This window comes from Actinomadura rugatobispora, from assembly GCF_042656285.1.
GTDB lineage: Bacteria > Actinomycetota > Actinomycetes > Streptosporangiales > Streptosporangiaceae > Spirillospora > Spirillospora rugatobispora.
Map to the genome: position 1 here is coordinate 41,619 of NZ_JBHSON010000063.1, position 25,410 is coordinate 67,028.

Sequence of the window (25,410 nt, forward strand, 5' to 3'; positions counted from 1 at the left end):
TCGAAGCCGTACGCGACGGCACGGCAACTTCCCGCCCCGGCCGGGCATCAGACGGACGAGGGCTCCAAGGGGGACGGAGCGTCTCGCCCGCGAGGGCGCGCGGCCGACGAGGGGATGCCGTGAGCGACACAGAAGTGCCGCAGGAGCAGCCGCGGCAACAGCCGCGATCCGCGGAGCGGAAGGCCGTCCCGAAGCCGGCCTTCCGTGTGGAAGAGCCCGCCCGCTGGCGGCCGCTGCTGGCCTGGGCGGGCGTCGTCGGCTGGGGGAGCTGGGCCGTGCTGCGGCTGGCGGGCGGCGACCGCATCCCCGGTGTCGGCGCGGCCGCCGCGCCGCTGCTGGCCGTCACCCCGTTCGTGGTCGCCGCCTCACCGATCCCCGTCCTGGTCGCGCTGCTGACCCGCCGGTGGTGGGCGACGGCGACGGCCGCCGCGATCGCGCTGGCACTGGTGGCGTCGGTCGCGCCGCGCGCGGTCGGAGGCGGCCAGCCCGCCGCGCACGGCCCGGCGCTCCGCGTGATGAGCGTCAACCTCTTCGTCGGCGAGGCCGACGCGGACGCGCTCGTCGACCTGGTCCGGCGCGCCCGCCCCGACGTGCTCAGCGTGCAGGAACTCAGTCCCGGGGCGGCCGGGCGCTACGAGCGCGCCGGACTGTCGCGGCTGCTGCCGCACGCCGTGCTCGACGCGCGCTGGGGCGCGTCCGGTTCCGGCCTCTACTCCCGCCTCCCGCTGCGCGAGCTGCCGCCGCCCGGCCCCACCCAGATGGCCACACCCAGGGCGGCGCTCACCCTTCCGGGAGGACGCGCGGTGGAGGTCACCGCCGTGCACCCGGTGCCGCCGATCACGTCCCGGGCCTACATGGCCTGGAAGCACGACATCGAACTGCTCCCGTCCGCTCCGGGCGGGAGCGAGCCGGTGCGGATCCTCGCGGGCGACTTCAACGCCACCCTCGACCACGCCACGCTGCGGAAACTGATCGGCCGCGGCTACGCCGACGCCGCCGACCGCGCGGGCGCCGGGCTCATCCCGACCTGGGGACTCGGCGGACCGCAGCCGCCCCTCACCCTCGACCACGTCCTGCTCGACCGCCGCTGCGCCGTGACCGGATTCACCGTCCACGACGTCCGGGGCAGCGACCACCGCGCCGTCGTCGCCGAGATCCGCCTCCCCTGACGGGGCCCGGAGGCCGACCGGGCAGAATTGGAGCATGGCCGCCCGACTCGTTCCCGTCTCCGACCCGGGGGACCCGCGCCTGGCCGACTACGTGCGGCTGCGCGACGTCAACCTGCGCAAGAGCCTGGAGACCGAGCACGGGCTGTTCATCGCCGAGGGCGAGAAGGTCATCCGCCGCGCCGTCGGCACCGGGTACCCCGCGCGGTCCTTCCTGATGGCCCGCCGCTGGGTGGAGCCCCTCGCCGACCTGCTCGACACCGTCGACGCCCCGGTGTACGTCGCCGACGACGCCACCGTGGAGGCCGTCGCCGGATTCCAGGTCCACCGCGGCGCGCTCGCCTCGATGGAACGGCTCCCGCTGCCGCCGGTCGAGGACACCGTCGCCGGGACGCGCCGCATCCTCGTCCTGGAGGACCTGGTCGACCACGCCAACGTCGGCTCCATCTTCCGCTGCGCGGCCGCGCTCGGCATCGACGCGATCGTGCTGTCGCCGCGCTGCGCCGACCCCCTCTACCGGCGCGCCGTGAAGGTCTCGATGGGCGCCGTCTTCGCGATCCCCTACGCCCGCATGACCAACTGGCGCGACGGACTGGACGCGCTCCGCGAGGCGGCCGGGTTCACGCTGCTCGCGCTCACCCCCGACCAGTCGGCCGTGCCGCTCGACAAGGCCGCCCTCGGCGAACGCGTCGCGCTGCTGCTCGGGGCCGAGGGCGACGGGCTCTCGTCACGCTGGCTCGCCGAAGCCGACGAACGCGTCTGCATCCCCATGAGCGGCACGGCCATGGCCAACGGCGTCGACTCCCTCAACGTGGTCGCCGCGGCGGCCATCGCCTGTCACGCCCTGATGCGCTCCTGAGCCGCCGCGCTCACTTCCCGAAGAGGCCGCGGCGGGGGCGCCGGTGGTGGCCCTTGGACCGTCCGGCCGCGCGGGCCGTCCGCGCCGACACCGGAACGGTCCGGCGGCGGCCCAGCCGCAACTGCGTCATCAGCAGCGAGAACGCGACCAGCAGCGCGGCCAGCCACGCGATCTGCGTGCTCGCCATCCGCTCGAAGGTGAGGTCCTGCGCGACGGGCGCCGTGTTGTTGCGCAGCCGGCTCTCGGGGGTCGGCGCCGTCTGCGGCGCCACCGACGGGCTCGGCGGTGCGATCGGCGGCAGCGCCACCTGCGGGCTCGCCGGAGCGCTCGGCGTGTTGAACGAACCGTTCGGCGTCGGCGGCGCGTACGAGGACCCCGACCCGGACCCGCTTGACCCGCCCGAGTCGTTGTCGTCATCGTCCTTGTCGGACGACTTCGTCGGCGTGGGCGTCGGCTTCGGCGTCTTGGTCGGCGTCGGCTTCTTCGTGGGCGTCTTCGTCGGCGTCGGTGTCGGCGTGCTCACCGGCGTGTACGTGACCGTGCTGGTGGCGACCTTCTCCTCGGTGGTGGAGGAGTCGACCGTGAACGTCACCGTCACCTTGGTCGTCTTCGTGATGTCCTTGGGCACCGTCACCGAGGTGAGCGGAATGACCTGGCCATCGTCGGCGGGGGTGAGCTTGGGCGTCAGGTCGCAACTCGGCACGCACGCGCCCTTGAGGTTGATGTCGACGCCGGTCGCGGGCTCGGCGACGGCCGTCAGCGACGTGACCTTGACGACCTCGGCGTCACCGTTGACGGCCTTCACCGACGCGGGCAACTCCACGATCGTCCCGGCCCTGGCCTCCTTGGCCGCGTCGAGCACGACCTCCAGCGCGGGCTTGAGGTCGTCCTCGGGGGCCGCCGCCTGGACCTGTGCGGCGCCGACGGCGAGGATCGCCGCCGTGCCGAGCCCGATGAAGACCGGTTTGCCTGTCGACCGGGGAAGCACAGCCCCAGCACCTCCGTCGCGCCGTCGCGTTGGTCGCAGCAATCATGCGAACACGGATGGGTGGGTCAAGGCAACCCGTCGTCCGCATCTTCATACGATCAGATGAATTCTTCCTGCAGATCCTCGATCTCGGCGCGCGGCGCCCAGCTCTGCCACACGCCGTGGTCGATCCGGTCCAGGCCGAGATGTTCGGCGACCGGGGCGCGGCCCCCGCTGTACTCGACGCGCAGCCAGCCGTCATGCTCGCCCACGACGACGAACCGCTCGCCGCGCCACCGGCAGATGGTGCGGATGTACCGCAGCTCCTCCACCTCGGAGGCCGGGACGACGCGACGGAAGCGGCCGGGACGGAGCTCCTCGAAGCCGTCGGTGGGCTCCGGCGTGTAGAGCCGGATCTCCCCGTCGGCGCCGGGGGACGCCTCGAACTCGCGGCCGAGCCAGCGCGCGAGGTAGCCGTCGCGGATCACTGTGCCGCCCCCTGTCCGGCCTGGCCTTCCCAGCCCTCCTGCCAGCCCGGCGTGCCGGTCTCCGGGCGCAGCCAGGCGAGCCGGTCGGGATCGTACATCGCCACGAACCGCTCCGTCCGGTCCTCGGCCAGGTAGTACATCTCCGCGCCGTACGGCAGCCGGACGCTGTCGACCTTGTACTCGCGGATGGAGCCGGCGCTGCCGGGCGCGAAGCCGCCGCCGTGGAACGGCGCGCGCTCGATGACCCAGCCGTCCTCGCCCCAGGCCGCCAGCTCCTCCTCGGTCTGCCCGCCGAACGGGATGCGGTACAGGTCGGGGCAGTACGCGGGCCAGCGGATCACGTGCACGCCCTGGTCGCCGGGCTGGAACGAGGAGTCGTCGTAGAGCAGGCCGAGCGCCTCGTACAGCTGGATCGGCGTCTGCAGTTCGGCGACGTCGGAGGTGGGGTGGACGAAGCCGCCGACGCGGTCGTAGCCCTGCTCCAGGTACCACTCGACGTGCCGGTGCGACACGACCTTCTGCATGATCGTGGGATGGGCGACGCGGTCGCCTTCGGGTTCGGGCAGCGGTGCGGGCGCCGGGCGTTCCGGCTCGGGCGCGGGCGGCGGTGCCTGCGGTCCGGGGGCGTCCTGGTCGTGGACGGCGGGCAGCGGCACGTCGGTGGCCGTGGCGCCGGCGACGGGGTGGGGCGTGTGCGCTTCCGGCGGCGGCTGTGCCGCCGGCGGGTGCGGCTGCTGCTGCGGAGCGGCCGGTGCCGCCGGAGGGGGCGGGACTTCGGGGCGCGGCTGCACGAGCCCGACCCGCACGGCCCATTCGCTGAGCGCCTGCACCTGGTCGCCGCGGAGCGACGCGCCGATGCGGGTGCCCGTGTTGAGGAGCATGGCCCAGTCGACGTGCGGCCAGGAGCCGATGAGCTCGCGGAAGTCGGCGTACACGAACCGGGACTCCGGGAGCACCTCCCGCAGCCGGACCAGCGAGGTGAACACCCGCACGGCCGAGTCGCCGCGCAGCGCCGCCTCCCAGCGGAACTCCCGCTGGACGGGGGTGACCTCCAGCGGCGCGTCGGCGGGGATCGGGACCAGCACGTTCGCGGCCAGCAGCACCCGCAGGAACGCGTCGGAGTCGCCTGCGAGCGCCGCCTCGTACAGCTCCTGGTCGATGCGGTTGCCGGGCTCGAACTCGGCCTCCGGCGGCGCGGGACGCGTCTCGGGCGGCGGGTCCTCGGCGCGGATGGGCTCCGTCGGCGTGGGGGCGGGCGGTACGGGGGCGGGCGGTGCGGGGGCGGGCACGTCCTGCGGTTCGGCCGCTTCGGGCTCGGGCGCCGCGGGGGCGTCCGCCGGTGGGGGGACGGGCGCGGCGGCGTCCTGGGGCAGCGGCTCGGGCGCGGGCACCGGCTCGGGCAGCGGTTGCCGCGGTGGCTCCGGCTGCGGCTCGGCCTTCGCCTGCGCTTCCGGCTGCGGTCGCGGTTCCGTTTCCGGTTCCGGCTGGGCGGCGGGCGGCGCCGCGGCGGCGGCGTCCGAGCGCGCCGGGCCGCTGAGCGCGCGGGCCTGCTCGCCGGGCATCGTCGCGTCGATGGGCGTGCCGGGGTTCAGGACGAGCGTCCACTCGGTGTCCGGCCAGGCCGACACCATCTCCAGCAGGCTCGGCATCACGAACCGCGACGTCCCGATCGCCTCGGTCATCCACTTGAGCGAGGTGAACAGCTGGATGGAGACCTTGCCGTGGACGGGGACCGGGCGCCACGGGAACTCGGCGCCGTCGGGCGCGATGCCCCACGGCGTCTCCTGCTCGGCCGGGACGAGCACCTGCGCGCCCAGCAGCACCTTGAAGAAGGCGTCGGTGTCGCGGCGCAGCGCCGCGTCGAACAGCCGCTGCTCGACGTCGTTCTGCGGCTCGAAGGACTCCGACATGCGGCGGGCCGCGCGCTGGTCCGCCCAGGTCGCCAGGCCGGACAGCTGCTCGGCCAGGATCGTCCCGCCCGCGGGGGAACCGGAGTTGATCGCCAGCGGCCGGTCGCGGTCCGGCCAGTAGCGCAGCACGACGGTGAACGGCAGCGTGATGTAGTCGGTGCCCGCTCCGGCGGTCGCGGCGGCCTCCACCAGGCGCTCCCTGGAGGTGAACAGCGGGATCACCGTCGCCCCGTCGATCTCCCGCGTCTGCCACGGGAACCCGGGACGGCCGGGCCGCAGCAGGTAGTCCATGTCCTCCGGGATCGGCAGCAGCACCTCCGCGTCCGCCAGCGTCTGGAGGAACAGGTCGTGGTCGTTGTTGGCGGCGGCGCGCAGCAGCGAGCGCTCGACTTCGTTGGCGGGACGGAACTCGGGCCGCCGGGGCTCCGCGCGCGGCAGGTCGCGGTGCTGCTCCTGCAGTTCCTCCCAGGGCGCCCCGTCGGCACCGGCGGGCGCCGTGGCGGCGGGGGGCTCGGTCGCGTCCGCCGGGATGGCGGGGGTGTCGAGCCGCGTGGCGTCGGCGGCGTCGGGCGGCGGCACGGTCGTGTCGGCGCCGAGCGCGGCGGCGACCCCGCCCTCGGGCAGCTGCGACAGGCCGTCGGGCGGCGCGTCCGGAGCGGGCGCGTCGGGCGCGGGCGGCGGTACGGCCGGGGCGCCTTCCTGCACGGGCACGCCGGGCTCTGCACCCACCGGTGGCGGCGGCGTCTGAGCAGGCGGGGACGGCGGCTGCGCGTTGTGCTCGCGCTCCACCGCGTCGAGCGGAGCCGACGGAACGGGCGGACTCGGCGGGCTCGGCGGAGCCGCCGGGACGGGCGGGGCGGCGTGCTTGCCCAGGCCCTTGCCCGCCGCGTGCGCCGGGGCCCGCCGGCCGTCACGCAGCGGATCGGCCATGCCCCGGCCGACCTTCGGCGGACGGCTGTCGCCCTCCACCACCTGCTTGATGAACCACGACGGCAGGCGCGACTCGATGGGCAGCACCACCTCGTCCGCCCCGCGCGCCGGCGCGTCGACCGCCAGCCACCACCGGGTGTCCGGCCACGTCTCGGCGAGGTCGCTGAACCTCAGCGTCAGGAAGTGCCGGTACGCCGGCCCGAGGCATTCCCGCATCGCCGCCGCCGAGGTGTAGGCCAGCACGTGCGTGCGGCCCTCCTCCTCCTGCACCGGCCAGGTCGCCTGGGCCCGGTCGGCCAGCACCTCGTCGGCCAGGTCCGGCGGCACCGGGATCACCAGTTCGCTCTCCGCGAGGACGCGGAAGTAGCCCTCCTGGTCCCCGGCCCGCACCGTCTCCTGTAGTCGGCGCTCGAGTTCCGACGTGGGTCGCCACGCGTCGGCCACGATCGCCACCCCCTGTATCAGTCACGCCTGCGTCAATCCCGCGCCGCCGTCGCGCCGCCCTCGTCCGAGCACCGCCGGTGACCCGGCGAGGCTCAATCCTGCCCGTCCCGGGCCCGATGACCGGGCTCTTGACGCGCAAGTTACGGACTCGCCTTACGCTACATGGGCGAACAGGACCAAAGTGCCCCCGGCGACGCTCCGCCCGGCGGACGATCCGCCCCGCGCACCGTCCGGCGGCCGGGGAACGAGCCTCAGCCGCGCGGCTCCCGGACGAGCTCGGCCAGCGCCCGCAAGAGCCGGTCGACGTGCTCCTCACCCGTCCCCAGTCCGAAGCTGGCGCGCACCGCCGTGTCGCCCTCGCCGCACCCAGCGCCGTCCGCGGCGGCGCCGGAGAGCAGGTGCCCGACGAACGGATGGGCGCAGAACTTCCCGTCCCGGACACCGATGCCGTACGACCCCGACAGCGTAAGCGCAGCGTCGCGCGCGTTCCACCCGTCCACCACGAATGACACGATCCCGACGCGAGGCACGCCCGTGCCCCACAGCGTCAGCTCCCGCACGCCCGGCAGCGCGGCGATGCCGCGGCGCAGCCTGGCCAGCAGCCGCTCCTCCCGCCGGACCAGCGCGTCCCAGCCGGTCGCGGCGAGGGTGTCGCAGGCGGCGGCGAGGGCGATGGCGCCCAGCACGTTCGGGGTGCCCGCCTCGTGCCGCCGCTGCGCGTCCGCGGACCAGCGGACCCGGTCGCCGTGCGCGCTCACCGAGTCGCTGGCGCCGCCGCCCTTGAGGAACGGCTCCGCGGCGCGCAGCCAGTCCGACCGGCCCGCCAGCACCCCGGCGCCGAACGGCGCGTACAGCTTGTGCCCGGAGAAGGCGACGTAGTCCACGCCGAGCGCGGTCATGTCGAACGGCCGGTGCGGGACGTACTGGGCGGCGTCCACCGCGATCCGCGCCCCGTGCCGCCGCGCCGTGCGGGCCAGCTCGGCGATCGGCCACACCTCGCCCGTCACGTTCGACGCCGCCGTGACCACCAGCAGCCTCGGCCCGGCCGGCGCCGCCGCCAGGGCCCGGTCGGCGGCCTCGATCGCCTCGGCCGGGTTCGCGGGGGCGGGCAGCCGCACGGCGCGCCGCCAGGGCAGCAGGCTCGCGTGGTGCTCGGTCTCGAACACGACGGCGGTGGTGCCGGGCGGGGCCGCGTGCGCGAGCAGGTTCATCGCGTCGGTGGTGTTGCGAGTGAAGACGACCGCCGCGCGCGTCCAGGCCCCGAGGAACCCGCGTACGGTCTCGCGCGCGCTCTCGTAGGCGTCGGTGGTGACCTGCGAGGCGTATCCGGCGCCGCGGTGCACGCTGCTGTAGTACGGCAGCGTGCGGGTGACGGCCTCGTGCACCGCCTCCAGACAGGGGGCGCTGGCGGCGTAGTCGAAGTTGGCGTAGGCGATGCTGCCGCCGTCGTCCAGGGGGACCGGCGCGCCGGTCCCGATGACGCGCGGGAGGTCCGGCTCGTGCCGGGGGACGCTCGGCTCACGCGGCGGTACGGGGGTGCGGGGCGCCGGAGCGGACGGAACGAGCGTGGAGATACCGGCGGACGACATGCGTGCGACCCTCCCAGGGTCCCGGGGACCCCATGGAGTGTCCGGCCCTGACGGCCGCGACCGGGTGGGATCCGCGCTTGCCGGGACGCGGGTTCGCGTCCGGCCAGGTCCTCACCCGGGGCACCCCATCGCGGACGAAGGGTTGCCGGTCAGCAAGCCGGGGCTTGTCGCTGACGCTCATGACCTAATGCGGAAGTATATGCGGGTGCCGACGGGGAGCAAAGAGAGGGATGCGATGAGGAACGCGGCGGTTCGAGCGCTGACCGGGGGAGTGCTGGCGCTCGGCGCTCCCGGGCTGCTGGGCGGGTGCGGGCTTCTGGGAGGCGACAACTCCGCCCAGGTCTGCGCCGACACCAGGAAGGCGTTCGAGCAGTACATCACCCAGGTCAGGAGCGTCGCCGCGAACAAGCCCGAGCAATGGAAGCAGGCCACCGAGCAGCTCGCCGGAAAGGTCGAGGGGCTGTCGGGCCAGGCCGAGAACCCCGAGCTCAAGAAGGCGCTGAAGGAGGAGGGCGGCCGCCTGCGCGGGGCCGCCACCTCGGTCGGAACGGGCGACGCCGCCCAGCTCAACACGGTGATCACCCAGACGCCGCAGCGGATCGGCCGCGCCTGCGCCTGACCCGCCGCCCCTGGCGGTCGAGCGCGCGGCGGCCGAGCGTGGCACCGTGCCGAGGCGCGTCGTCTCGGGTGACGAGGAAGGGGCCCGGCGTTTCCGCCGGGCCCCTTCTCTCATCCGCGTAGTCGGCCGGGATCGGTGCCGCCGCCCCCACCACCGGGGTCGCCGGGATCGCCGGGGTCACCGCCCCCGCCGCCGGGATCGCCCGGGTCACCGGGCTCGGGCGGCAGCGGCAGCTCGGGGCCGTCGTCGGTGGGCGGGGTCGAGGGCTCGCGGCCGGGCCCCTCGGAGCCGGGCGGGCGCGACGGGCCGGGCCCGGTCGCCGGCGGCCCGCCGGGACGGTCGGACGGCTGCCCGGAGTACCCGCCGCCGGGGGTCACCGACGGCGACCCGAACGACTTCGGCGAGTAGTTCATGATGGAGACCGCGTCCGCCATGAAGGTGCGCCACACCTGGGCCGGAAGGGCACCGCCGTACGTCCCGTACCCGGGGATGTTCAGCGGCCTGCTGTCACTGCGGAACATCGACACCGTCGTGGCCATCTGCGGGATGAACCCGTTGAACCAGATCGCCCGGCCCGCGTCGGTGGTGCCGGTCTTGCCCGCCACGTCGCGGCCGTCGGCCAGCTGCGCCCCGGTGCCGGTGCCGCCGCGGACCACCTGCTGCATCGCGTACGTGGCGTCCCGCGCCACCTGCTGGCTGAAGACCCGCTCGCCCTTCTCGGTGAACGTGCGGGTGTGCTCCTTGTTGTCGGTCACCGACTTCACCACGAACGGGGTGCGGTGCTGGCCCTCGGAGGCGAACGTGGCGTACACCCCGGCCTGCTGCACCGGGTGCACCGAGATGACGCCCAGCGGGAAGGTCGGCGCGGTGTTGGCGCCGTTGGCGGTGAGCTGGCTCCTGGGGATGCCCATCTTCTCGGCCATCGCCGTCACCTTGTCGAGGCCGACCTTCTGGCCGATGTGGATGTAGGCGGTGTTGACCGAGTTCTGGGTGGCGCCGACCAGGTTCACGTAGCCGAAGCTGCGGCCGCTGTCGTTGCGGACGGGGGTGCCGGCGAAGTACTGCGGCGAGGACCCGTCGACCGAGTCGTACAGCTTCATCCCGTCGTCGAGCGCGGTGGCCAGCACGATCGGCTTGAACCCGGACCCGGCCTGCGCCCAGTCGCCGAACGAGCTGCTCAGCGCCTCCACCAGGTAGTCGCGCCCGCCGTAGAACGCCAGCACCTGCCCGGTCGCCGGGTCGACCGACACCATCCCGGTGCGGATCTTCTTGCTCATCCCGGCCGGGGCGTTGGCGGTGACCGCGCGGCGCGCCGCGTCCATCAGCCGCTTGTCGAAGGTCGTGGTGATCTTCAACCCGCTGCGGTTGATCTCGTCCTCGCTGTAGCCGCGGCGCTCGATCAGCTCCTTCTTGGCCACATTGACCATGTAGCCCTTCTGGCCCTTGAGGATGTTGGTGATCTTCTGCTTGACCGGCATCGGGAAGGTCATCGCCGCCGCGTCGGCCTGGGTGACCGCGCCGTCCCGGACCATGTTGTTCACCACGGCCCGCCAGCGCTGCTCGGCGTAGACGCGGTTCTGGCCCTCGGGCTCGGCGAAGTTGCTCGGCTGCTGGATCGCCGCGGCGAGGAAGGCGCCCTGCGCGGGGGTCAGCTGGCTGACGTCCTTGCCGTAGTACGCCTTGGCGGCGGCCTGGACGCCGTAGGCGTCGCGGCCGAAGAAGATGGTGTTGAGGTACTGCTCGAGGATCCAGTCCTTGGACTTCTCCCGCCCGACCTTCAGGGAGACCATGATCTCCTTGAGCTTGCGGGTGACCGAGCGCTCCTTGCCGATGCCGCCGTAGTAGTTGCGGACCATCTGCTGGGTGATGGTGGAGCCGCCCTGCAGCTGCTCGCCGGTGACCGTGGACCAGAACGCCCGCCCGGTGCCCCGCACCGAGACCCCGGGGTCCTCGTAGAAGCTGCGGTTCTCGGCCGCGATCACCGCGTCGCGCACGCCCTCGGGGATCTGCTTGATCGGCACGGCGTCGCGGTTGGTGCCGGTCTTGGCGATCACCGTCTTGCCGTCGGCGTAGTAGAACGTCGGGCCCTGCGCGATGGCCTGCTGCTGCGGGGAGGGGACGGGCGTCAGGAGATAGGCGACGCCGAACGCGGCCACCGCGAACCCGAGGAATGCGAGAACGGCGAACAGGGTGCGGCGCGCGTAACGGACGGGCCTGCTGCGCTTCTTCTTGGGCGGCTTCTTACCGCCGCCCCCGCCCTTTCCGGGGGCGCTGCCCGCGCCATTGCCCGCGCCCTTCTTGCCGCGCCTGCCCTTCTTCCCGGGAGGGGCGTCAGGGGACGCGGCAATGGGGGAGGCGACGGTGGCGGTGCGGTCTTCGGCCGGGCGCTCGGCGCCGCCGGAGCCGACGGAGGTCGCGTCGGAGCCGCCGGCGGGGGCGGGCTCGGCGGGGGCGGGGGAGAGGGGCTCCGAGGGGGCGGGGGCGGGGTCGTCGAGGGGGGCCGGTGCGGTCTGCGGCGCGGCCTCCGCCTCGGTGGCGGGTTCGGTGGCGGGGTCGGCGGCGGGCTCGGCGGCCTCGCCGGTGCCGGTGGTCTCGGTGGCCGCCTCCTGCCCGTTCAGGACGGGGGCTTCGAGGGCGTCGACGGGCTCGAAATCGCGGGTCGTACCGGAATCGGAGCCGAGGCCGGTGCCTTCGTCCAGGTCGGGGGCCTGGTCCGGGAGAGGCTTCTCGGACGGGTCCGTGACCTCGTCCCGGGGAGCGTCCGTGCCGGTGGTGTCGTCGTCGACGATCGGGGTTCCGTCGCGGACGGTCTCGCCGAGGGGCGGGTCGTCCGGAGGCGTCTCGTCCTCGGGCGCCGCCTCGTCCCTGGGCGCCTCGTCCGCCGGGGGGTCGTCCACGGGAGTCTCGTCCGGAGGTGTGTCGGCCAAGGTGGCCTCGTCCGCGGGGTCGGGGTGGTCGTCGGTGCCGGTCCCGGTCGTGCCGGGGACGCCGTTGTCATTCATGTTCGCGGCGATGTCGTCATTCTCGGATTTGTCGGATTTGATGTGGTCCGGGGCGGTGCCCTTCACCCTGCCGCCCGCGGCCGGGCCCTCATCATTACTGCTCACAAGCCCCCCGTGATTCATTTGTTACCGACGATACCCGAGGGGTTCGCCGGGTTCGGCGGGTCAAGCGCACTGCCATGGCTTTCCCTCAATAAGGACGGCCCGGAAGCCCGAACGGTTGTCGTGATCGTTACCGGGCCTCGTTTCCGTGCCCCGCTCCCGGGGCGCGCGGAACGCCGGACGGCGGGCCACCCCTCCGGATGCCCCGCCGTCCGATGTCGCGGAACCGCGCCAGGCGCGCTCTAGGCGGCCGTCACTTGGGCACGGTGCCCAGGATGTCGACCAGGAAGACGGTGTGGTCGGTCCCCTTGATCCCGGCCTGCGGGTTGCCCTCCTTGCCGTACCCGTCCCCGGGCGGCAGGAGGAGCATCACGCGGCTGCCGATCTTCTGCCCCTGCAGGCCCTTGAAGAAGCCGGTCATGCCCTCGGTGGCGTTGAGCGGGAAGGTGGCCGGCTCGCCCTTCTCCCAGCTGGAGTCGAACTGCTTGCCGTCGCGCCAGATCAGGCCCTTGTAGTGGACCACGGCCACGTCGTCCTTGGTGGTGGCCGGTCCCGTGCCCTCGATCAGGGTCTTGACCTGCATCTTCTCCGGCGGGTCGGCCTTGGGGATGGTGACCTTGGGGCCCTTGCCCGGCTCGACCGCCCCGACCGTCGGCAGGTCCTTGTCGTCGAGCGGCTTCGGGGTGCCCTTGGCCTCGGCGTTCTTCGGGTACGAGGCCAGCACGTCCACCACGAAGACCACCGAGTCGCCGCTCTGCAGGCCGAGCTGCTGGCCCTGCTCGCCGAAGCCCTCCTTGGGCGGGATCTCCAGGATCACCCGGCTGCCGGCGGTCTGGCCGGCCAGGCCCTTGTCGAGGCCCTTGAGCTCGGTCTTGCCGATGGTCATCGGCAGCACCTGCTGGCCCGCCGGGCGCTCCCAGGACGAGCTGAGCTTCTTGTTGGTGCTCTCGTCGGGCTTGTCCGGGTCGGTGCTCTTGGCCCACTGGTAGAAGGTGAACTTCACCAGCGTGGTGTCCCCGTTGGCGATCTTGGTGCCGGTGCCCTTGATGGGGGTGGTGACGTTGAGCCGCCCGGTCGGCTGGAGGTTCTTGGGAATGCTCACCTTGGGCGCCGAGCCGAGCGCCCCGGTGGCCTTGATCTCCGGCCCGGGACGGCTCAGGTAGTCGGGGACCGAGTCGGGGAGGAACCGGTGCCCCTGGGTGTAGCTGATCGCCCAGGCGACGGCCACCACGGCGACCACCGCGACGGAGATCCCCGCCATCCGCTGCCGCTTGGCCTGCGCCGCGGTCTTGCCCGACGGGCGCGGGCCGCGGCTGCGGCTGCCGCCGCTGATCCCGTGCGGGGTGAACTCCGGGCTCCGGATGTTCTTGGCGTTCGGCAGCTTGGCCTTGGCCTTGACCGTACGCTCACCCCGGGGCTTGTCATCCTCGGACATGTTTCCTCACTCGCTCCGGGCTCGACGACACCACGAGGTCACACCCTGCCACCGTGGACCTAAGAAGGCTGTGAAAACAGGGCAAAGAAGACCGGCCCAATGTACCGGCTCCGACGCAATCTACCGGTCGGGGGAGTCGAGGACCCCGTTCAGGAAAATCGCGGTGATGGCGGAGCTGGCCTCCTCGACGCCGAGCCGGCCGCGGATCACCCGTGACACCGCGCCCTCCAGCAGCGCCACATAGATCTCGATCATCGTGGCCACGGAGACGTCGCCGCGGAAGGAGCCCTCGGCCGCGCCGCGCTCGAACAGCCCGCGCATCGGCTCGATCAGCTCGCGGTCGAGCTTCCTGGCGTCGCCGGGCGTCTTGTGGAACAGCTCCAGGGCCCGCCATTTGCCGGCCGCCCCGACGAACGCGCGGGTCAGCCGGGCCAGGCCCTCGGGCACCGTGGCGGTGTCCAGCCCGGCGTCGGCGACGCGCGCGGTGAGGTCGGCGAAGGCGGCGTCGTACAGCGCCTGCCGCAGTGCCTCGCGGTTGGGGAAGTAGCGGTAGAGGGTGGCCCGGGCCACCCCGGCGGCCTCCGCGATGTCGGTCATGCTCGCCGACTCGCCGCGCTCGGCCAGCACGGCGGCCGCGGTCTCCAGCAGGCCGGTGGCCACATGGTCGCGAAGGGCGGGACTCCTCATCATCATCACGGCCGACTCTATCTCCCTGTCCCAGTATTTGACAGCCTTGTCTCTAAGATGAGACATTCTGTCTCGCTACAGAGATGTGATGACAAAAGATCTGATGGGAGCCTCAGGTGGCCGCGTACTTCTACCGGCTGGGCCGGTTCGCCTTCCGCCGACGGCGCTGGGTCCTGCTCGTCTGGGTGCTGCTGCTCGGGCTCAGCGGGACCGCCGCCGCGACCCTGTCCGGGCCGACCGACAACGCCTTCTCGATCCCCGGCACCGAGGCGCAGCGGGCGATCGACATGCTGGACGAGCGCTTCCCGCAGGCCGCCGGAGGCGGTGCCACCGCCCGGGTGGTGTTCGCCGCCCCCGAAGGGCGGCGGCTCACCGAGCCGTCCGCGCGGGCGGCGGTCGGGCAGGCCGTGGCCGCGCTCAGGGCGGGGCCGCAGGTCGCCGCCGTCCAGGACCCGTACCAGGCCGGTGCCGTCAGCGCGTCCGGGGCCGTCGCGTTCGCGCAGGTCACCTACCGCGTCGGGGCCACGGACCTGAGCGAGGAGGCGCGCGCCGCGCTGGAGCGGGCACCCGACCCCGCCCGCGCCGCCGGGATCCGGGTCGAGATGGGCGGCGACGCGACCGAGGCCGAGGGGGGCCAGCACCTCATGGAGGTCATCGGGGTGCTGGCGGCCGCGGTGGTGCTGGTGGTCACCTTCGGCTCGCTGGTCGCCGCCGGGCTGCCGCTGCTCACCGCGCTGCTGGGCATCGGGATCGGGGTCACCGCGATCACCGCCGCCACCGGGTTCACCGACCTCAGCTCCTCCACCCCCACGCTGGCGATCATGCTGGGGCTGGCCGTGGCGATCGACTACGCGCTGTTCATCGTCTCCCGCTACCGGCAGGAGCTGGAGTCCGGCGGCGACCCGGAGGAGGCGGCCGGACGGGCCGTCGGCACGGCCGGGACCGCCGTGATGTTCGCCGGGCTCACCGTTGTGATCGGCCTGGCCGGCCTGACCGTGGTCGGCATCCCGATCCTCACCGAGATGGGGCTGGCGGCCGCCGCCACCGTGGTCGTGGCCGTCCTGATCGCGCTGACCCTGCTGCCGGCGCTGCTCGGCTTCGCCGGCCCGCGCGTCCTCGGCCGCCGCGGCCGGGCACGGCGCTCCGCGAACCCGGACGCCGCCGGCGGGTCCCGGGCGGCGGCACGAGGCCCGATGGGCATCCGCTGGGCACGGCAGGTGACGCGGCGGCCGATCCCGTTCCTGCTGGCCGCCGGAGCCGTGCTGATCACCCTCGCCGTCCCGGTGACCGACCTGCGGCTCGGCCTGCCCGACGACAGCATCTCGGCGCCCGACACCACCCAGCGCCAGGCCTACGACCTGCTCGCCGAGGGCTTCGGCCCCGGCTTCAACGGACCGCTCACCCTGGTCGTGGACGCCGCCCGCAGCGACGACCCGCGGGCCGCCGCCCGGCACGTCGGCGACGTGGTGTCCCGGACGCCCGGCGTCGCCGCCGCCCGGCCCGCCGCGTTCAACCAGGCCGGCGACACCGCGCTGATCACGGTGATGCCGCGCAGCGGGCCGAGCGAGCAGGCCACCACCGACCTGGTCGAGCGGCTCCGCGGGCAGGCCCCGGCGATCCGCGCCGCGACCGGGGCGTCCATCGCGGTGACCGGGCTGACCGCGCTCAACATCGACATGTCCGCCACGCTGGCCGACGCGCTGGTGCCCTACCTGGCCGTGGTCGTCGGCCTGGCTCTGGTGCTGCTTCTGCTGGTGTTCCGGTCGGTGCTGATCCCGCTGAAGGCCACCGCCGGGTTCCTGCTGAGCGTCGCGGCCACCTTCGGCGCGGTCGTGGCGGTGTTCCAGTGGGGCTGGGCCGGGGCGCTGTTCGGCGTCGAGCAGACCGGCCCGATCATCAGCGCGCTGCCCATCTTCCTGATCGGGCTGGTGTTCGGGCTGGCCATGGACTACCAGGTGTTCCTGGTCACCCGGATGCGCGAGGCGTACGTGCACGGCGCGGACCCGAAGGAGGCGGTGGTCACCGGGTTCGCGGACGGAGCGCGGGTGGTGACGGCCGCCGCGATCATCATGGCGGCGGTGTTCTCGGGGTTCCTGCTGGCCCCCGACCCGCTGGTGAAGTCGATCGGGTTCGCGCTGGCCGCCGCCACGCTGTTCGACGCGTTCGTGGTGCGGATGACGATCGTGCCCGCGCTGATGACGCTGATGGGCCGCACCGCCTGGTGGCTGCCGCGATGGCTGGACCGGCTGCTCCCTGGGATCGACATCGAGGGCGACTCCCTCGCGCCGGCGCCCGCCGCCCCGCCGGGGCCGCGCGAGCCGGAGGCCGCGGCCCAGGGCGCCGGGACCCGGGGCGGTGCCCAGTGAGCGCCGACATGACCGGTAAGACCGTGGTGATCACCGGGGCCAGTTCCGGCATCGGCGCCGCGGCGGCCCGCCGCCTCGCCTCGATGGGGGCCGACGTCGTCCCGGTGGGCCGCTCGCCCGAGCGCACCGCCGCCGTCGCCGCCGGGCTCGGCGTCGAGCCCCTGGTCGCCGACTTCGCCTCGCTCGACCAGGTCCGCCGGCTCGCCGACGACCTGCTGGAGCGCTGCCCCCGCATCGACGTGCTGGTCAACAACGCCGGGCAGCTCGTGCCGTCCCGGAAGCTGACCACCGACGGGCACGAGATGACCTTCCAGACCAACCATCTCGCCCCGTTCCTGCTCACCACCCAGCTGCTGCCCCGGCTGCGCGACAGCGCCCGGCACGGGCCGGTACGGGTGATCACCACCTCCAGCCTGGGCAACCGGTTCGGGCGGCTGCGGCTGGACGACCTGGAATGGGAGCGGCGCCGCTACGGCGGAGGGTGGATCGCCTACTCCACGACCAAGCTGATGAACGTCCTGTTCACCCGGGAACTGGCGCGCCGCACCGAGGGGACGGGGATCGAGGCCGTGTGCTTCCACCCTGACCCCGGCCCCCGGCGGGACCGTCCCGCCGGGGCGGTCGTCCCCACCCGCGACGAGGCCGAGGGCGCGACCGTGACCCAATTCGCCTCCGGGTCCCGGGCGGTCAGGGCCGTCTCGCGGACGCCGCTGCGCAGGTTGCAGCTCAACAGCGGTGTCGGTGCGAGCCCGCTGGTGTGGCTGGCCTCGGCCCCGGAGGCGGGCGGGGCGAGCGGCTCCTATTTCCACGGGTTCCAGCGGGACGCCAAGGTCCACCCCAAGGCGGACGACTCCGACCTGGCGGCCCGTCTGTGGGGGCGCTCGGCCGTGCTCGTCGCCCCCTACACATAGAAGGAGGAGTCACGCCGCCGCGGGGCTCGGCTGGAAGGGACCGATCAGCCGTTCGGTCACCTCCCACAGCCGCGCGGCGGCGTCCCGGTCGCGGGCGGGGGGCGACGGCGCGGACAGGGCCGCCCGGTCGTAGTAGCCGCCGTTGCCCTCCACCGGCTCGACGGCGAGCCTGATCACGGCCGGTGCGGCACGGTCCGTGCTGATCGCCGTCGCCTGCGTCGCCAGCACCAGCAGCCGGGGGAACTCGCGGCCCAGGTCGCTGCGGACCACGCCCGGGTGCAGCGCGTTCACGATCAGCTCGTCGCCGTGGCGGCGGGCCAGTTCCAGCGTGAACAGCATGTTGGCCAGCTTGGTCCGGCTGTAGACGAGCGCGGGCTCGTACCCGGACTCGGCCTGCAGGTCGGCGAAGTCCAGCGTCGGGTTCCGGTGCCCGCGCAGGCTGGTGTGGTGCCCGGCGCTGTTGACGTTGACCACCCGCGGCCGGTCGCGTCCCGCCGGGTCGCCGGGCACCGACCCCTTCCGCAGCAGCGGCAGCAGCGCCCCGGTGACGGCGAACGGCGCCAGGTGGTGGACGGCGAAGTTCAGTTCGTGGCCGTCCTCGTTCACCCGCCGCCGGGGCAGCATCACCCCGGCGTTGTTGATCAGGGCGTCGATCCGGCCGGTGAGGCCGGGCACCGCGCCGGTGAACGCGCGCCGTCCGGCCACCGTGGACACGTCGCCGACCAGGACCTCCGGGTCGGGGCCCGGCCGCCGGCGCAGCTTGTCGCGCAGCGTCGCGGCCCGCTCGGCGTCCCGGCCCACGGCGATCACCCGGTGCCCGCGCTCGGCGAGCTTCAGCGCGACGGAACGGCCGACGCCGCTGGTGGCGCCGACCACGACCACCGTGCGCGGGGCGGCCGGGTCCGGCCCGCGGGCCGCGCCGGTGCGCCTCACCGGGCACCGTCCCCGGCCGGGGCGCCCCCCGGCGCTCCGGCGCCGGCCTCGGCGGCCGCGCGCAGCCCCAGCGCGCCCGCCAGGACCCGGTCGCGGACCCGTACCGGCAGCCGGGAGATCGTCAGCAGCAGCCGGGCGTCCCGCCCGGCGTTGTAGACGGCCTTGGGACGGCGCGCCTCGACCGCCTTCACCAGGGTCTTCACGACGCCGCCGGGCTCGGCGCCCGCCGTCCGCGCGGTCGCCCGCTCGACGGCGTCCAGACCGGGCCGGTAGAGGTCGACCACGCGCGGGTCGATCTGGGCGAGCGACTTGCGCGCCGCCGTCTCCGCCTTCCCGAAGATGGCGGTCCGCACGGCTCCGGGCCGGACGATGCTGACCGGGATCCTGAACGGTGCCAGCTCGACCCGGGCCGCGGCCGAGAACGACTCCAGCGCCGCCTTGCTCGCCGAGATCGGGCCGTTGTAGGGCATCGCGAGGCGGGCGGTGGGCGCGCTGACGTTGACCACGCGGCCGCGGCCCTCGCGCAGCAGCGGCAGGAACGCCCGCGTCACGGCCATCGGGCCGTAGACGTTGATCTCGAACTGGCGGCGCAGTTCGTCGGCCGGGACCAGTTCCACCGGGCCCTGCACGATGATCCCGGCGTTGTTGACCACCGCGTGCAGGCCGTTCCCGGCGCGGTCTTCGCGGACGCGGGCGGCCGCCGCCTCGACGGCCGCCGGGTCGGTCAGGTCGAACCGCAGCGGCCGGACGCCGGGCAGGCGGGCCAGATCGGCGGGCAGCTCGCCGCGCGCCGCCGCGTACACCGTGTACCCGCGCGCCGCCAGCGCGGTGGTCAGCGCGTGGCCGATCCCGCCGGTGACCCCCGTCACCAGCACGGCCTTTCCTTCGGTCATGATTCGATCTCCCTTACCTGGGGACATGTACCTAGGGACATAAGTCTGCATGGTCCGGCGGACATGTCAAGATGGGGCCCACATTTCGGGGCGGTTGACGGAGGAGCACATGTCGCTGCGGTACGGCCTGCTCGGCCTGCTGGCCGAGGGGCCCGCCAGTGGTTACGACCTGAACAGGCGATTCCAGGAGACGCTGGGCGCGGCCTGGCCCGCCCAGCACCCCAAGATCTACGCCGAACTCGGTCGGCTGGAGTCCGACGGGCTGATCGAGGTGGACAGCCACGGCCCGCGGCGGCGCAAGGCGTACCGCATCACCGAGTCCGGCCGGACCGAGGTGCGCCGCTGGCTCGTCAAGGGCGCGGACGAGGGCGCCGACCACACGCTCCGGTTCGAGCCACTGCTGCGCACCTTCTTCCTCTGGCTGATGGAGAAGGACGACGCGATCCGCTACCTGGAGGGGGAGGCCGAGTACTACAGCGAGTGGGCCGACCTCTTCCGCGGCATGGCCGAGGCCAAGGACAGGGGCGACTACGGCACCGCCCCGTCCGTGCAGTCGTTCCGCATCACGATCGAGGCGGCGATCCGCATGTACCAGGGGCTGGCCGACTGGGCCCGCTGGGCGGCCGAGTTCACCGAGGAGGGACGGCTGCACCAGCAGGACCCAGAGGGCGACGAAGCGGGGCAGGAGCCGCAGGACGGGCAGGGCGGCTGACCGTCCCTGGCCTTAGCGCGAAAGGCGCGGCCTCGGGCCTGTGTAGCGCAGGACGTAGATTCCCCGGTTCTTGTCGCTGATGTAGATGAACCCGCGCCGGTCCACCACCACGTCCTCGGTCTGCGTCACCAGCTTGTCCTCGGGCAAAGGCATGTAGCGCTTCTTGGGGTCGGCGGGCAGGAAGTGCCCGATCTCCTGCGGGAGCCTCCTGTTGGAGACGTCGTAGATGCGCAGCCCCGCGTTGAAGTGCGCCATATAGAAGATGCCCTCCTGACGCTCCACCGCGGGGTGGTACTGATGGTGGTTCATGTTGTGAGGGCCGCCCCAGCCCCCGCGCGTGTAGAAGTCCTCGTAGGGCGCGTCGGGGTGCGGCACGGGCTCAGGGAGCAGTGACAGCAGAAACGGCTTGCTCGGGTTGGAGATGTCCACGATCGAGGCGTGGTGGGCCGCGCCCTTGCCGTAGGAGACGTCCTCCGAGTTCACGAAGGCGATGCCCTGCTCGGGCAGGGGCAGCACGCCGTGCACGCCGAAGAGCGAATGGAACGGCGGGCTGAACGGCAGCGTGCTGACCGGCTTGGGATCCGACACGTCCGAGATGTCGAGGACGACCATGCCCGCCCCGCCGTAGGGCAGGTAGGCGAGGTTCCCCGACACGTACGCCGGGCCGTGCAGGGAGACGGTATTGCCCGCGCCGCAGCAGAACCCGTGGAAGTGCCCGGAGCTCGTGCCGCCGTGCGCGGGCGTCTCGCCCTCCTTCTGTCCGGGCACCCACCACCGCCCGGCCTCCTTGGGACGGCTCCGGTCTGAGATGTCGAGGATGACGTAGATGTTGCCGCGGTAGCCGGGCATCCCCGCGGCGAGGTGGACGTAGCGCCCGCCCGAGTAGTGGTTGCGGTGGGTGCCCGTGCCCTTGGTCCTCCAATGGCTGAGGCGGCGCGGGTTGACCGGGTCCTTGATGTCCCAGATGACCACGCCCTCCTCGAACGGGTCGTCCGGGGTCGGGTCCAGGTGCACGGGGAACGGCTTCTCCAGCGCCGTCACCATCGTGTCGCCGGACAGGTCCATCTGGAGCGTCATCGTGTGCACCGGCCCCGGGATGTGGTTCACCAACTCGGGCTCGCGCGGGTCGGTCACGTCGACGACGCTCCAGCCGCCGAGGTAGTCCGGGGCGATGTTGAAGTGCGCCACGTATAGGTACCAGCGTCCGTTCACCTCCCGGACCGCCATCTTGAAGCCGGGGTGCTCGCGCAGGTCGCTGTAGCCGACGACCTCCACGTTGTGCGCGTACGACCCGTCGGGGAGCTTCGTCCCCACGGGCCGCCCGGCCTGCCGCGCGGGCGGGGCCGCGGCCTGCGCCGTCCCCTGCTGGGACGCCGCCGCCGCGAGCCCGCCCAGCGTCGCCGCCGACGCCTGGAGCGCCCGCCGCCGGGAGATCCGGTTCTGGTCCGCCACGTCTTCCTCCTGACATCAAGACCTCTATATGTCCTTAGGAACATATGATGCTGGACATGAACCTTGGTAGATGTCAAGGCTGCCAGGTGGCGGGCGCGGGGTCAGAGCCCTGCCAGCGCGCCGCCGTCCACCAGCACCGAGACCCCGGTCTGGAAGCTCATGTCGGGCGAGGCCAGGGCGAGCGCGGCGGTGGCCATCTCGTCGGGCGTCGCCATCCGCTTGAGGCCGTCCACGTTGGCCTGGGCCCAGCGCGCCTTCTCCCGGCGCCACTCCTCGTCCGACATGGGCGGGTAGAAGGCGCGCTGCGCGTCGATCATCGCGGTGTCGGTGGTGCCGGGCGCCAGCGACACCACCCGGATCTTCGGGCCGAGCTCCAGCGCCGCCGCCCGCACGATCCCGCTCACCCCGCCCTTGCTCGCCGAGTACGAGCTGAGCCCCGGACGGCTGGCGAACTCGTTGGACGAGCCGGTGACCAGGATCACCCCGCCCTTCTCCTCCATGTGCGGGACCTGGTGCTTGATCGACAGGAAGACCCCGCGGGTGTTGGTCTCCAGCGTCGCGTCGAACTCCTCGACGGTCTGGTCCCTGAGGGGCTTGAACGTCTGGATCCCGGCGTTGTTGAGCGCCACGTCGAGACCGCCGTACCTGCGCGCGACCCGGTCGACGAACGACTTGACCTCGTCCGGCCGCCGCACGTCGGCCCGGATGTAGGTGGCCTCGCCGCCCTGCCGCCGGATCTCCGCCTGCACCTCCCGCCCGAGGTTCTCCCGGCGGCCGCAGAAGCCGACCTTGGCGCCCTCCCGCGCGAACGCGATCGCGGCGGCCCGGCCGATGCCGGAGGTCGCGCCGGTGATCACCACCACCTTGCCCTCGTAGCGGCGCTGTGCCCGTCCCGCCTGCGGCGCCGGCGCGGTACGGGCCGCGGCGGGCCCCGCGGCCATGCCCAGCCCGGCCGCCCCGGCGGCCAGCGCCCCGCCCGTCAGCATCGCCCGCCGGCCGAGCGCGCCCCGTTCGTCACCCATGATCGTCTCCTTCAAATGCGAGTGATCGCTCGTATTGATCCGAAGAATACGAGCGATCACTCGTATAGGCAAGGCGGGCTGGAGTTCGCGGCGCCCGGGGCTGCCGTCTGAGGCCCCCTGCCGGTTGAGGGCAGCCCGCCGTCGCGGTCGTCGGGCCCGGGGGCAAGGCCGTGCCGCCGCGGACCGTTGCCGTCAAATATTCTCGCCCCGTGTCCAAAGGTGATCGACTCCGGTAATGAATCCGCGTTTTTAGCGGTGCCTTTTTGTGGCGGCCGGGTGCCATTTCAGAAGTCGCCGTCATGGGCCGGGAGGGGCGGGCGTCCGGCCCCCCGGGGGGAGTAAGGGTTTCCTGGCTTCCGGGATAGATCCGGCTGGGAGCGCGGTGCGTCCAAGCGACCAGTCCCCGCAATGCCGTCCCGCACTACGGAAACGGCCGGATCCGGCCGTGGCATGACCATCGTCCGCCGCCGTGCCCGCGGTGGCGGACGCGAGCCCTTCCGCCTCTCCCCGGAGGCCGGCCGGGAACGCGGTCCGAAATGGGAATGAACATTCTTGTTCTTTCCGTCATCTCAATGGATATCCAATTGCCAGGGGGCACCACGATGGCGTCAGGTCATGTCCACTCCCGCCTGCCGACCAGGAGACCCACCCGCGCGCGGGGGCCCGGAACCGACGCGACCGCCTTCACGCCGATCGTCGGCCGCGACGCCGAGCTGGGCCTCCTGCGCGAGCAGCTCGCCGATCCCTCCGTCCGGCTGCTGACCATGACCGGGCCCGCCGGGGTGGGCAAGACCCGGCTCGCGCTGGCCCTGGCCGACGACCTGGGCGGCCCGCCCGAACTCCACGACCTGGCCGGATACGACCGGGCCGCCGACGTCCTCGACGCGCTGGCGGCACGGCCCGGCGAACGCGACCGGCTGATCGTCCTGGACCAGGGGGAGCACTTCACCGAGGCGCTGGCGGCCGGGCTCCCGAGGCTGCTGGCCGACCGGCCCGAGACCCGGGTGCTGCTGGTGAGCCGCGAGCCGCTGCACCTGTACGGGGAGCGGGTGCTGCGCGTCCCGCCCCTGGCCCGCGTCGCCGCGCTGGAGCTGTTCCGGCAGCGCGCCGTCGCGGTCCGCCCCGGCTTCTCGCTGGACGGCGGCGTCCGCGCCCAGGTGACCGGGCTGTGCGAGCTGCTGGACGACCTGCCGCTGGCGATCGAGTTCGCCGCGGCACGGTTGAAGCTGTTCCGCCCGGCCGAGCTGCTGGACCGGCTGCGCGCCGGGCAGGACGTCCTGTACGGCGGCCCCACCCTGTCGCACCACGCGAGCATGCGCGCGGCGATCGGCTGGAGCTACGACCGGCTCACTGGGCAGGAGCAGGCGGTCTTCCGCGCGCTGGCGGTCCGCGAGGGAGCGTTCTCGCCGATGGACGACACCGATCTGGCGCCCGAGCTCATCGAGACGCTGGTGGACAAGAACCTGCTGGTCCCGCTGCCGTCGCGGGGCGGCGAGCCGCGGTTCCGGGTGCTGAACGTCGTCCGGTCGTTCACCCGCGACCTCGGCCGGTCACCGCACGTCCCGGCGCCGCGCGCGGCGGCCGGGGCGGAGCCCGCGCGCTCCCGGACGCAGCCGCTGACCCCGCGCGAGCAGGAGGTGGCGATGCTGGTCGCGCAGGGGCTGACCAACCGCCAGATCGCCGGGCGGCTGGGCATCGCCGAGTGGACGGCCGTCAACCACGTGCGGAACGTCATGCGCAAGCTCGACTGCACCTCGCGCGTCAACGTGGCGAGCTGGGTCCTGCGGGACGGCGCGGTCGCCGGCGCCGTCGACTGAACGCTCCACACGAGAGCGGGCGGCCGGAGGGATTCTCCGGCCGCCCGATTCCGGGTGGAGGTCAGGAGGCGATGGACTCCAGTGCCTCGGTGTCCAGGGAGTCGAGGTCGTAGCCCATCTCCTCGGCCAGTTCGAGGGCCTTCTCGATGAGCGTTTCGACGATCTGGGCCTCGGGGACGGTCTTGATGACCTGCCCCTTCACGAAGATCTGGCCCTTGCCGTTGCCGGAGGCGACGCCGAGGTCGGCCTCGCGCGCCTCGCCGGGGCCGTTCACCACGGGCAGGTCGAGGCCGTCCAGCCCGGCCTGCACCTCGTTGGCCAGCCGGTAGACGTCGACCTGGGCGCGTCCGCAGGACGGGCACGAGACGATCTCCAGGCCGCGCTGCCGCAGCCCCAGCGACTCCAGGATCTGGGTGCCGACCTTGACCTCCTCCACCGGAGGAGCCGACAGCGACACCCGGATGGTGTCCCCGATCCCCTGCGACAGCAGCGCACCGAACGCCACCGCCGACTTGATCCACCCCCAAGTGCAGCGGATAATCGCACGCCGCCGCCAGCTGCCGGTACGCCTCGATCATCACCACCGGATCGTTGTGCTTCACCGAGATCTTGATGTCCCGGAACCCGTGCTCCTCGAACAGCGAGCACTCCCACAACGCCGACTCCACCAGCGCCTCCGGAGTCGCCCGCCCGTGCTTCTCCAGCAGCCGCTTGTCCAGCGACCCCGCGTTGACCCCGATCCGGATCGGCACCCCCGCGTCCGAGGCCGCCCGCGCGATCTCCCCCACCCGGTCGTCGAACTTCTTGATGTTCCCCGGATTCACCCGCACCGCCGCACACCCGGCATCGATCGCCGCGAACACGTACTTCGGCTGGAAATGAATATCGGCGATCACCGGAATCGGCGACTTGCGCGCGATCACCGGCAACGCCTCCGCGTCATCCTGCGACGGCACCGCCACCCGCACGATCTGGCACCCCGACGCCGTCAACTCCGCGATCTGCTGCAACGTCGCGTTCACATCCGCCGTCAGCGTCGTCGTCATCGACTGCACCGACACCGGCGCGTCCCCGCCCACCGGCACATCCCCCACCATGATCCGCCG

General features: G+C 73.2%; 19 protein-coding genes, 1 pseudogene and 1 riboswitch. Of the genes and pseudogenes, 7 read left to right on the forward strand and 13 right to left on the reverse strand.

All coding sequences use genetic code 11. From position 1 onward, the window contains the following. Nucleotides 1-119 precede the first annotated feature (119 nt). Both ACFPZN_RS36215 and ACFPZN_RS36220 read left to right on the forward strand, forming a co-directional pair. Complete coding sequence (locus tag ACFPZN_RS36215; protein WP_378286961.1) at nucleotides 120-1,169, forward strand: endonuclease/exonuclease/phosphatase family protein; 1,050 nt, start codon at nucleotides 120-122, stop codon at nucleotides 1,167-1,169. 34 nt (nucleotides 1,170-1,203) lie between these two features. Beyond that, complete coding sequence (locus tag ACFPZN_RS36220) at nucleotides 1,204-2,025, forward strand: TrmH family RNA methyltransferase (protein ID WP_378286962.1); 822 nt, start codon at nucleotides 1,204-1,206, stop codon at nucleotides 2,023-2,025. A gap of 10 nt (nucleotides 2,026-2,035) precedes the next feature. Here the strand turns inward: ACFPZN_RS36220 and ACFPZN_RS36225 are convergent, their stop codons facing one another. The 4 genes from ACFPZN_RS36225 to ACFPZN_RS36240 all read right to left on the reverse strand — a co-directional run bounded on the left by ACFPZN_RS36225 (nucleotide 2,036) and on the right by ACFPZN_RS36240 (nucleotide 8,353). Next, a complete protein-coding gene (locus tag ACFPZN_RS36225) occupies nucleotides 2,036-3,013 on the reverse strand; it encodes a hypothetical protein (RefSeq protein WP_378286964.1) in 978 nt (325 codons plus the stop codon). Between the two features lie 98 nt (nucleotides 3,014-3,111). Further along, nucleotides 3,112-3,480: a hypothetical protein gene (locus tag ACFPZN_RS36230; protein ID WP_378286965.1), complete on the reverse strand. Its 369-nt coding sequence runs from the start codon at nucleotides 3,478-3,480 to the stop codon at nucleotides 3,112-3,114. Further along, nucleotides 3,477-6,764: an SseB family protein gene (locus tag ACFPZN_RS36235; protein ID WP_378286966.1), complete on the reverse strand. Its 3,288-nt coding sequence runs from the start codon at nucleotides 6,762-6,764 to the stop codon at nucleotides 3,477-3,479. The genes ACFPZN_RS36230 and ACFPZN_RS36235 overlap by 4 nt, the downstream gene beginning before the upstream one ends. Before the next feature lie 251 nt (nucleotides 6,765-7,015). Beyond that, complete coding sequence (locus ACFPZN_RS36240; protein WP_378286967.1) at nucleotides 7,016-8,353, reverse strand: aminotransferase class V-fold PLP-dependent enzyme; 1,338 nt, start codon at nucleotides 8,351-8,353, stop codon at nucleotides 7,016-7,018. Nucleotides 8,354-8,421: 68 nt separating this feature from the next. Beyond that, nucleotides 8,422-8,538, reverse strand: a riboswitch (SAM riboswitch). A 50-nt stretch (nucleotides 8,539-8,588) separates the two neighbouring features. On the opposite strand from ACFPZN_RS36240, the gene ACFPZN_RS36245 reads away from it, so the two are divergent. Continuing rightward, nucleotides 8,589-8,972 carry a hypothetical protein gene (locus tag ACFPZN_RS36245; RefSeq protein WP_378286969.1) on the forward strand — a complete coding sequence of 128 codons (384 nt, stop codon included), beginning with the start codon at nucleotides 8,589-8,591 and terminating at the stop codon, nucleotides 8,970-8,972. Between the two features lie 110 nt (nucleotides 8,973-9,082). On the opposite strand, the gene ACFPZN_RS36250 is transcribed toward ACFPZN_RS36245, so the two are convergent. The 3 genes from ACFPZN_RS36250 to ACFPZN_RS36260 all read right to left on the reverse strand — a co-directional run bounded on the left by ACFPZN_RS36250 (nucleotide 9,083) and on the right by ACFPZN_RS36260 (nucleotide 14,204). Continuing rightward, nucleotides 9,083-12,079, reverse strand: coding sequence for a transglycosylase domain-containing protein (locus ACFPZN_RS36250; RefSeq protein ID WP_378286970.1), 2,997 nt, complete (start codon nucleotides 12,077-12,079; stop codon nucleotides 9,083-9,085). A 250-nt stretch (nucleotides 12,080-12,329) separates the two neighbouring features. Further along, the gene (locus ACFPZN_RS36255) at nucleotides 12,330-13,511 is read right to left on the reverse strand and encodes an FKBP-type peptidyl-prolyl cis-trans isomerase (RefSeq protein WP_378286971.1); all 1,182 of its coding nucleotides are present in this window, start codon (nucleotides 13,509-13,511) and stop codon (nucleotides 12,330-12,332) included. Between the two features lie 120 nt (nucleotides 13,512-13,631). Next, nucleotides 13,632-14,204, reverse strand: a complete 573-nt coding sequence (locus tag ACFPZN_RS36260) for a TetR/AcrR family transcriptional regulator (protein WP_378286972.1) — start codon at nucleotides 14,202-14,204, stop codon at nucleotides 13,632-13,634. A gap of 110 nt (nucleotides 14,205-14,314) precedes the next feature. Between ACFPZN_RS36260 and ACFPZN_RS36265 the strand changes: the two genes are divergently transcribed. Both ACFPZN_RS36265 and ACFPZN_RS36270 read left to right on the forward strand, forming a co-directional pair. Then, nucleotides 14,315-16,564, forward strand: coding sequence for an MMPL family transporter (locus ACFPZN_RS36265; protein ID WP_378286973.1), 2,250 nt, complete (start codon nucleotides 14,315-14,317; stop codon nucleotides 16,562-16,564). An 8-nt stretch (nucleotides 16,565-16,572) separates the two neighbouring features. Next, nucleotides 16,573-17,475, forward strand: a complete 903-nt coding sequence (locus ACFPZN_RS36270) for an SDR family NAD(P)-dependent oxidoreductase (RefSeq protein ID WP_378286974.1) — start codon at nucleotides 16,573-16,575, stop codon at nucleotides 17,473-17,475. Between the two features lie 9 nt (nucleotides 17,476-17,484). Here ACFPZN_RS36270 and ACFPZN_RS36275 read toward each other — a convergent pair whose 3' ends face one another. Then, on the reverse strand, nucleotides 17,485-18,408 hold the full coding sequence (locus ACFPZN_RS36275) for an SDR family NAD(P)-dependent oxidoreductase (RefSeq protein WP_378286976.1): 924 nt from the start codon (nucleotides 18,406-18,408) through the stop codon (nucleotides 17,485-17,487). Continuing rightward, nucleotides 18,405-19,301, reverse strand: coding sequence for an SDR family NAD(P)-dependent oxidoreductase (locus tag ACFPZN_RS36280; protein WP_378286977.1), 897 nt, complete (start codon nucleotides 19,299-19,301; stop codon nucleotides 18,405-18,407). Before ACFPZN_RS36280 ends, ACFPZN_RS36275 begins: the two co-directional genes overlap by 4 nt. 109 nt (nucleotides 19,302-19,410) lie before the next feature. Between ACFPZN_RS36280 and ACFPZN_RS36285 the strand changes: the two genes are divergently transcribed. Further along, nucleotides 19,411-20,013 (forward strand): PadR family transcriptional regulator, encoded by a 603-nt coding sequence (locus ACFPZN_RS36285; RefSeq protein ID WP_378286978.1) that lies wholly within the window; start codon nucleotides 19,411-19,413, stop codon nucleotides 20,011-20,013. Between the two features lie 12 nt (nucleotides 20,014-20,025). On the opposite strand, the gene ACFPZN_RS36290 is transcribed toward ACFPZN_RS36285, so the two are convergent. Together ACFPZN_RS36290 and ACFPZN_RS36295 are read right to left on the reverse strand one after the other, a co-directional pair. Next, the gene (locus ACFPZN_RS36290; RefSeq protein ID WP_378286979.1) at nucleotides 20,026-21,465 is read right to left on the reverse strand and encodes an LVIVD repeat-containing protein; all 1,440 of its coding nucleotides are present in this window, start codon (nucleotides 21,463-21,465) and stop codon (nucleotides 20,026-20,028) included. 101 nt (nucleotides 21,466-21,566) lie between these two features. After that, nucleotides 21,567-22,487: an SDR family NAD(P)-dependent oxidoreductase gene (locus ACFPZN_RS36295; protein WP_378286980.1), complete on the reverse strand. Its 921-nt coding sequence runs from the start codon at nucleotides 22,485-22,487 to the stop codon at nucleotides 21,567-21,569. Between the two features lie 602 nt (nucleotides 22,488-23,089). Between ACFPZN_RS36295 and ACFPZN_RS36300 the strand changes: the two genes are divergently transcribed. Next, a complete protein-coding gene (locus tag ACFPZN_RS36300; RefSeq protein WP_378286981.1) occupies nucleotides 23,090-24,304 on the forward strand; it encodes a LuxR C-terminal-related transcriptional regulator in 1,215 nt (404 codons plus the stop codon). A gap of 61 nt (nucleotides 24,305-24,365) precedes the next feature. On the opposite strand, the gene ACFPZN_RS56825 is transcribed toward ACFPZN_RS36300, so the two are convergent. Both ACFPZN_RS56825 and ACFPZN_RS56830 read right to left on the reverse strand, forming a co-directional pair. Beyond that, a complete protein-coding gene (locus ACFPZN_RS56825) occupies nucleotides 24,366-24,761 on the reverse strand; it encodes a hypothetical protein (protein WP_465252307.1) in 396 nt (131 codons plus the stop codon). 18 nt (nucleotides 24,762-24,779) lie between these two features. Further along, nucleotides 24,780-25,401 (reverse strand): annotated as a pseudogene (locus ACFPZN_RS56830) (flavodoxin-dependent (E)-4-hydroxy-3-methylbut-2-enyl-diphosphate synthase); the annotation flags it as partial. Nucleotides 25,402-25,410 lie beyond the last annotated feature (9 nt).